Origin of the sequence: Roseobacter sp. HKCCA0434 (assembly GCF_032464675.1) — a bacterium.
GTDB lineage: Bacteria > Pseudomonadota > Alphaproteobacteria > Rhodobacterales > Rhodobacteraceae > Pontivivens.
Map to the genome: position 1 here is coordinate 94,955 of NZ_JAWDKL010000012.1, position 7,478 is coordinate 102,432.

Consider the following 7,478-nt stretch of genomic DNA (forward strand, 5'->3'; position numbering starts at 1 on the left):
CGAGACATCCGCCACTAGCGCCTCCCATTCCAGAAGGCGCGCGACAACTTCGGGGTGGTAGCGCGCGATGACGTTGAGCCCCTTCTTGCTGTCCATGATGCAGGGGAAGCAGCCGACGCGATCGAAGCCGCGCGTGAGCTGATAGCGATAGAGCGCCGGTTCGCGGTGGACCATCATTCGAAGTCGGACCGACCAAATGGGGTAGCGACATCCGCGATGGTTGGAGCGCGTAGTATCATGCTGTCTACCGCCTAACGTTTGAACTCATCGCAGAGATGACGGTGCTTCACTCTCTCCGTCGGACACTCTTTCCGTTGGCCCGAAGGCTGACATCGACGTCCTTTCAAGCAATCTGCAGTAGGTTCCTAGTTTAAGCGCAGCGATGACGATACGATCTCGTGCGGCCGAGACCGGGAACGACTGACGCATTGCTACCGTCCAATAAAAATTGGATAGATATCCGGTTCAATTACCGATATTCGAGATATTCGAAATTGATCCATATGCAACCGACAGTAACTGCGCCTCATTTAATCTTGTATTGATCAAGTATCTTTACCGCTGTCTCTGCAATTGGCCAAAGCAAACTTATATCACTTACGAAATAAGTATCAATATCTATAAATAGATTCCCATACTCGACATTGATATCGCAGTGATTAAATATTGTGCCTTCATCGATTTCTATCGCGTGCAGGTCTCTTGTCGTGCAAACGAAATACCCATCAATTTCGCTGGATTCAAATAAGAAAAATCTGGTGACAGGTGCGCTCGACCGGACCGTATAGCCAGCAATAGTCTCGTCACGACGATGCGTAAAGCGAGGGTGGCCGTTATTGTAGTTCCTTAAAAAATAATCCGTCGGGATTTCAAGAAAAACGGATCCGATAAGAAACGCCGACTCCAAACCGTTACCATCGTAAAAACCATTAACACCCATAGTGTTAGAGAGCGAGTACGGCTCTTCCCGCAGACCGGCATTCCCAGGGGTGGCAATTCGAAGCTGGTGTCCGCCCATCTCGATGATTTCCGTTCCGAAGGGCAGCCCGGGAAAGTCATTTTGGGCGGTGGCCATTGAGCTGCAGCCAAGCAGTACAAGGCAAGCCAGTTTCACAGCAGACCCAGATACAACAAAGCTCGTCATGATCCCCCCTTTGTGGGATGGTCAGAATCGCACAACCTAGAGGTGAAGCCAATGTTTGTTTTCTCGCAAGATCAACTTGATGCCATCGAAGCCGCATCGCTGAATCAGGATGCAGAAAAGCCTTTTGCTGACGCCTATGACCTGATTTACACGTACATCAAAGACACAGATGTGTACGGGAATTCGGCACCCGGCAACACGATTGCCTGGTTTTCTGCGGCGCGCCTCACCAATCGCGGAGAAGGCCCGGCGTCAGATCTGATCCGGACTTATACGTCTTCCCAAGTGGAGATACGGACCGGCCAGGCTCTATCGCCGGCGCTGCTGGATGAAGCGTCCGACGCAATTGCAAGTACTGTGGTGGCCGATATCTTAGCAACAGGAGCGCTACCGAGCCTTGAACAGATCGGCGAGCATGATGCGACTAAAGCCTTGGAAGCCCTCGCTGCCTTTAGTGACGATCCCGCGATTTGGTCAGGCAACTTCTTGATGGTCCCTCTGGGCGTCCGTTCGTTTTTCAGCCAGAACATTCTCGAAGACCCTACCGACAGCTACGATTTGATGGCGCTGATAAAGTCCGCCGCGGCCGCAGGTATCGAGATTTCGCCGGATGGGTTTGGGGAGCTTGGCGAGCAATTTTTTGAACAGGGAATATGGGATGCCGCAGAGGGCGCAGCGACTAGCGCGCTTGCATATGCGGAGGGTCAAGCAGTGTACTTCCAAAAATACAATCGGCCTATTGAGGTTTCGGATCTGTCCCTTTCAGTACTTTCTGGAGGAAGCACTATCAAAATGGATCAGAAAAACTCCAATGGAGCATTCACTACTAGCGATGATGACAGCCATATAATTGCGGCGGATGGTCAGGATACTATCTATGTTTCGGACTATGTCGTCCGTCAGCATCTAATTGATGGCGGAGATGGGATAGACGTCGTGAAATACGAGGGTTTGAGCAAGGCGGTCGTTTGGGAGTGGACTAGTTTCGTCCCGGGTGCCGGCTCACAGGAGAAAGTTTTTAAACTTCTGGGATCAGAGATCGACTACGCATTGAACGCTTACGATGATCTGTATGATGTAGAGCAAGTCGAAATGACGGTCGCTGATGATCGCGCGATTATTCGGGGCGATATAGATGGTCTAATCCAGAAGGCGTCGGTAATTGATGCAGGTGGACATGACGGTGCCAGACCAGCAGATGGCGATATCCTAGACTTTTCTCATTACGAATTTGAGACCTCAGCGAATTCGGGAATCGAGATAGGAAAGGATGAGTTCGAGTTTTATACGCTTGGAACCAGTGACGGTACCGTTACGACGTTCAAAGACTTCGAACACGTTATAGGCACCAATCGCAATGACGTGATGATTGTGGCAGATGATACTCGAACGATTGAGGGGGGAGCCGGAGATGATGAGTTCCAATTCAATACTGGAGAAGGCGTAGTATTTTCAGGTGACCTGAGCAATCGTTACCGTATTATTGACGGCGGTGAAGGGATTGATATTGCTAAAACAAATGAAAGTGCAATCCTAAACATTGAGCAGGGTCGAGCATTCTTCGGCCAAGGAGGTGGCGTCTCAAACTATGATTACGTAGCTTTGATCGACGTAGAAGTTTTAGAACTGAACGATCCCGCGGCAAACACGACCTTTGTGTCAAATGGTAACGGGACCTATACCTCATTTGGCAACCCAGATTTCGGAAATCATTCATTGACGAATGTAGTCATGAATGGCAGTTCAGATCTACTTATAATCGAATACTCGGATAAAGATTATATTTGGAATGATGATATTTGGAATCAAGATTCCACTCTCCACGAACCAGATCTAAATGGCGATACCTGGATGCACGACGGAATCTTATATAGTGGCGTTGAAATGGTTTGGATAATGCTATCTCTTGACACTTCTCTTGAGGCATAATTCATAATTTTGTTTTGAGTTCACTCACTCGCAAAGGGCGTACTGGCTCGAACACATGGCTCCTGCATCACGGTCCTACGGCGCGGCCGCATCGCAGCGGGTGGTGCCGGACCATGCGAAGACCTGAGCCGCGCCGGGGTGTCGGCCTTGCGCGTCAGGGCCGTGCGGGATGGTCTTGGGGCCGAAGAAAGTCGTGGCCCCGCGCTTCGAGACATCGGCTACCAGCGCCTCCCACTCCGGGGCGCGCGACGGCTTCGGGGTGATGGCGCGCGAGGACGCTGAGCCCCTTCTTGCTCTCCATAATGCAGGGGAAGCAGCCGACGCGATCGAAGCCGCGCGCATAGAGCGGATTGGGATCGAGACCGAACAGCCGGTGCAGCTCGAAGACGTTTGACCGGGACCAAGCGCGGATCGGGCGGTAGAGAACCATTCTGTGCAGTCCGCGCTCGCGGACGATGTGGGTCCGAGGGAGCCCGCGCCGCGCGGGGCTTTCGTCGCAGCGTTCGCCCTGCCAGCGGATGACGCCGGATCGTAGCCGGGCGGGCCGCACGATCTGGGTGTCGATGGGAATGGCCTTCAGCTCCTCGGTGCAGAAGCGAGCCTTCACCGAGGGGAAGCGTCCTTTGATCATGCATAGATCGAGGAAGGGGATGCCGGTGGGGTGCAGCAGGTCGAGGGCGCGCTCGATGCGGACCTCGGCAATGCCGTTCGCGCGCCAGCGGGTCGCGATAGTGCGGCGCTTCGCGGCGAACCGCGATGCGAACTCGGCCCGGACCAGCTCGACCTTCGGCCCGCCGGTGCGCTCGGGCAGGCGCGCGACCCACTCATAGGTCTCGGGCGCTTCGTGTCCGGTATCGGCCATGACGGCCCGGAAGGGTACGCCACGGTGAAGGGCGAGGAGATAGCAGGCGGCGCTGTCCTTGCCGCCCGAGATGTTGACGATGTGCTGGATCATGGCGGGGCTTGTGATCGGAAAGGGGAAGGCGGGGCCGCGCATCGCGCGGCCGCCGCGTGACGGGATCAGCCGGGCTTGCGCCAGATGCAAAAGCCGGTGGGCACGCCGGTTCCACTTTCGCAGAACGAGCCGACGGGCAGGTCGTGCCAGGTTCCGATGCTGTTGCCGTGGTCGTAATGGGCACTGGCGGGCAGGATGCAGGCAAGGGTTCCGCCGGGGCGCAGGAACTCGCGCGCGTGATCCAGATGCTTCTTGTAGTGCCGACCGTAGAAAGGCGGGTTCATCACCACGAAATCGAAGCTCGGCTGCGCGGGCTGTTCGAGGAAATTCCCGATCAGCACCGAATGCCCCTTGCGGCGCGCGAGGTCGGCGCGGCCCGCATCGTACTCGATGCCGAAGATCTGGAGCGCCTGCCGTCGCTTGTACTGGTTGCCCTGATTGTGCCAGTCGGCGAGCGCATCGAGGATGCGGCCGTCGCCGCAGGACGGCTCCAGCACACGCGCCCCGTCCGTGAAATGCAGCTGGTGGAGCACCGTGTCGATCACCGCGCTCGGGGTGGGGTAGAATTGCAGGTCGCGCGCGACCTCGGTACTCGGCCGCTTCGCTTCGGTTTCGCTGGGCGCGTCGGGCAGAACGTCGCCATAGAACTCGGCCAGCGCGCGGTTGATGTCGAGCCGCGCCGCCCCGTCGAAATGCAGATGGGCGTTGCCGTTCTTGAAGAGCTTGAGGATGCCGCCCCCGAAATCGCTCTCGCCGCAGCGGCGCGCCTCCCGCATCATGGCCTCGAACTCGGCATATTCGATCTGCGGCTCGCCGCGATAGGTGCGCAGGGCATTGATCGTGTCCTTGAGACGTTCCCGCCCCCAGCTGTTCCAGCTATCGGCGCAATGCCCGATGATGATGCGCTTGGGCAGGCCCTCGACGCCGATCTTCACCTTGGAATGCGAGCGGTAGGCGGGGTCGAGGTCGCAAAAGACCTCGGCCAGCCCGCGCAGCTTGTGCAGGCGCGGATCGAGCAGATAGTCGCCGAACTGGTCGCGGATGTCTGTGAGGGTGAAGGGCGGCGGGTTCTCCAGCATCAGCGCGATCCGCTTCCGGTCCTTGGCGGTGGCGACATCGCCGATGCGCAAGCCGTCATGGACATGCCGCCATGCGGATTTGAGGAGGGTGGCTTGCAGGTCGCGCTCGTAGAGCGACGGCTCCGAACGGAAGACCGATCCGCCATAGGCTCCGCCAATGCTGGTGCCGCTGTTGAGCTGCTGCATCGCCGCCTCGAACTCGGCGATCCGCTGCGGGATGGCCTCGGCCTTGGTGATGTAATCGGCGATGATCTCGGGCAGGGAGAGGCGATGCGCCGGGAGGGCGGCGGTCTCGTCGCCGCCTTCACCGATGCGGGGGATGTCGTTCGCGTCCTTCATGCCGTGCCCTCCGGGCGGGCGTCCTGCTCGTCGCGGTAGAGCTGGTGCGCGGATCGGTCGATATTGCCGAAGGCCAGCCCGTGATGGTCGGCGAAGTGGCGCAGGTCGCACAGAAGCCAGCGCAGCTGCTCGGTCGGATCGGTGGCGTGGCTATAGGCCAGCTCAACGATCTCGATGGTGCGCGCCAACGAGGCGGGATGGATCAGCTCGCTCGCGTCCGGTGCCTGGGTGGCAGGGGCCGGGGTCTCGGCCTGCGCGGGGACGGTATTACGCCGCTCGCGCGCGGCCAGCCGTTCCGCGCCCTCCTGCGTGGGATGGGTGCAGAGCACACCGCTGGCGTCGGTGTAGGCCCAACGGTCCTGAAGCCGCGCGAGGTCGCTGCCGGTCTCGGCGTCGGTGAGGAGCGCGCGCAGGTAATGCGGGTTCGCGAATGCGAGGCTCATGCCGCGTCCCCCTCTCCGGTCTGCGCCATGCGCTCGGCAACGAAGGCATCGAACAGGGCCTCCGCTTCTCGATGGTCGATGGCCTCGGCAAAGACGGGGATGGTCTCGATCAGGGAGGGGTTCGCGCGGCAGCGGCGGATCACGTCGATGTCTTCGTCGAGATAGAGCGAATATTGAAACCTCGGGCGTACATCGGTCGAAGCCCCGTGATCGAAGATGAGCAGATGCCATTTGGGAAGCGCTTCGGGGTTGTCTGCGGCCTCGGCCCGCATTTCTGCCTCAGCGATCTGCAAGAGAGCGGTTGCGCCGTCTCTCGACATTTCTCGAATCGCGCCGGGTTTGAAGCTCGCGACGGCCATTGCAGGGTCACAGTTCAGATGGTGGATGCCGGTCCGCTCGAACATAATGCGCGCGACGATCTGGGCGCGCCGGTGTCCGGTGACATCAATTACCGGGATGTGCGGAAAGGCATTGCTACGCGCAAAGGTGTGAACCGCATGACGGCTGGAGAGGATACTCATGGCAGGCTCCGGGATGTAGGGAGAGGGGGACCGCCCGGTGCGAGCGGCCCGGTATGTAGGATCAGGCGGCGGCGGCTGCGGGTTCGGCTTGGCCGGTCAGCAGGGCTGCGACGCCATCGGGATCGCCTGCATCCCAGCGACCGAGGAATTCCTCGATATTGGCCTTCACGGCTTCGGTGGTGTCGGTGAAGGCGCGGCGGCGATAGCGGTCGAGCGGGACGATCAGGAGATAGCCGTCGCCTTTCTGGCCGGTGGACCATGTGCGAATGGCCCCCTCGCGCCGGTAGCGGGTGACGCTGACATAGATGCCCATCGGTTTGCGGGAATAATCCCAATAGTTGATGCCGCCCTTCTCGTAGTAGACGGTCACGTCGCGGAACTGGCTGTCGCCGAGGTCTTGCGTGTGGACGACGGTATTGGACTTGCTCATAGGTCTTTCCTTCGTGGCGAGGCGGTTGCGGCCTTGGGCCACATCCGCTGATGGGCGGCGCCTCTTTCACTGGTCTGGAAACAGGCCCCGCATGTTTCCGGAACCAAGTGGGAGAGGGCGTCAGCCCGACCCACGGCGACGGGACCGGCTGTCATCGGTCGCAGGCCCGAAGGAGCGGGCAGCCGGTGCCCTGGCACCGGCAACACGGGAGGGCCGAAGACGACGCGCGCGAGCGTGGCGCTTGCCGATTGACCGACGGGCTCGGCGATGGTGGGCGGATAAAGGAAAAGAGAGAGGTGTCCGGTTCGACCGGAGCGTCAGCGGAGGCGGGCCGGCCCCCTGCCCTCCTCGATCCGCGCGCCCTCGCGCGGATCTCCACCGAATGAGATCTCGACCAGGATCTGCGGGACGGATGCGATGGAGCGATCGGGATGCCCCCTGCCCTGCCTCAAGGATCGTCACCCGAATGGGCCGCGACCGATCGGCCAGGGGCCGGTCTGGCGACGTGCCGCGGGGCGGCTCCCTTCGGGAGACGGCCGGCGGTGCTTCTCGCCACCGGACCTCGGCCGAGCTGGCGCGGGGGCGGCGTGCCGCCCTAGAGCCTGGCCCATGACGGATTCCGACAGGGGGAAGCCCGA

Annotated in this window: 7 protein-coding genes; 1 reads left to right on the forward strand and 6 read right to left on the reverse strand. The window is 59.6% G+C overall.

Features of this window, described 5'->3' with window-relative positions; all coding sequences use genetic code 11:
- Positions 1-526: 526 nt before the first annotated feature.
- Positions 527-1,144, reverse strand: a complete 618-nt coding sequence (locus tag RX333_RS09410) for a hypothetical protein (protein WP_316014680.1) — start codon at positions 1,142-1,144, stop codon at positions 527-529.
- Between the two features lie 51 nt (positions 1,145-1,195).
- Between RX333_RS09410 and RX333_RS09415 the strand changes: the two genes are divergently transcribed.
- Positions 1,196-3,073 carry a hypothetical protein gene (locus RX333_RS09415; RefSeq protein ID WP_316014681.1) on the forward strand — a complete coding sequence of 626 codons (1,878 nt, stop codon included), beginning with the start codon at positions 1,196-1,198 and terminating at the stop codon, positions 3,071-3,073.
- 154 nt (positions 3,074-3,227) lie between these two features.
- Here RX333_RS09415 and RX333_RS09420 read toward each other — a convergent pair whose 3' ends face one another.
- The 5 genes from RX333_RS09420 to RX333_RS09440 all read right to left on the reverse strand — a co-directional run bounded on the left by RX333_RS09420 (position 3,228) and on the right by RX333_RS09440 (position 6,840).
- Positions 3,228-4,028 carry a phosphoadenosine phosphosulfate reductase family protein gene (locus tag RX333_RS09420; protein ID WP_316014682.1) on the reverse strand — a complete coding sequence of 267 codons (801 nt, stop codon included), beginning with the start codon at positions 4,026-4,028 and terminating at the stop codon, positions 3,228-3,230.
- Between the two features lie 65 nt (positions 4,029-4,093).
- Positions 4,094-5,446, reverse strand: coding sequence for a DUF4942 domain-containing protein (locus RX333_RS09425; RefSeq protein WP_316014683.1), 1,353 nt, complete (start codon positions 5,444-5,446; stop codon positions 4,094-4,096).
- Positions 5,443-5,889 (reverse strand): hypothetical protein, encoded by a 447-nt coding sequence (locus RX333_RS09430; RefSeq protein ID WP_316014684.1) that lies wholly within the window; start codon positions 5,887-5,889, stop codon positions 5,443-5,445. The genes RX333_RS09425 and RX333_RS09430 overlap by 4 nt, the downstream gene beginning before the upstream one ends.
- Positions 5,886-6,410, reverse strand: a complete 525-nt coding sequence (locus tag RX333_RS09435) for a hypothetical protein (protein ID WP_316014685.1) — start codon at positions 6,408-6,410, stop codon at positions 5,886-5,888. The genes RX333_RS09430 and RX333_RS09435 overlap by 4 nt, the downstream gene beginning before the upstream one ends.
- A 61-nt stretch (positions 6,411-6,471) precedes the next feature.
- Positions 6,472-6,840 carry a hypothetical protein gene (locus RX333_RS09440; protein ID WP_316014686.1) on the reverse strand — a complete coding sequence of 123 codons (369 nt, stop codon included), beginning with the start codon at positions 6,838-6,840 and terminating at the stop codon, positions 6,472-6,474.
- Positions 6,841-7,478: the final 638 nt, after the last annotated feature.

Bases quoted from the DNA above. Each gene is read 5' to 3' on its own strand.
- RX333_RS09415 (WP_316014681.1), top strand. From the start codon at position 1,196: ATGTTTGTTTTCTCGCAAGATCAACTTGATGCCATCGAAGCCGCATCG.
- RX333_RS09435 (WP_316014685.1), bottom strand. From the start codon at position 6,410: ATGAGTATCCTCTCCAGCCGTCATGCGGTTCACACCTTTGCGCGTAGC.
- RX333_RS09420 (WP_316014682.1), bottom strand. From the start codon at position 4,028: ATGATCCAGCACATCGTCAACATCTCGGGCGGCAAGGACAGCGCCGCC.
- RX333_RS09430 (WP_316014684.1), bottom strand. From the start codon at position 5,889: ATGAGCCTCGCATTCGCGAACCCGCATTACCTGCGCGCGCTCCTCACC.
- RX333_RS09440 (WP_316014686.1), bottom strand. From the start codon at position 6,840: ATGAGCAAGTCCAATACCGTCGTCCACACGCAAGACCTCGGCGACAGC.
- RX333_RS09425 (WP_316014683.1), bottom strand. From the start codon at position 5,446: ATGAAGGACGCGAACGACATCCCCCGCATCGGTGAAGGCGGCGACGAG.
- RX333_RS09410 (WP_316014680.1), bottom strand. From the start codon at position 1,144: ATGACGAGCTTTGTTGTATCTGGGTCTGCTGTGAAACTGGCTTGCCTT.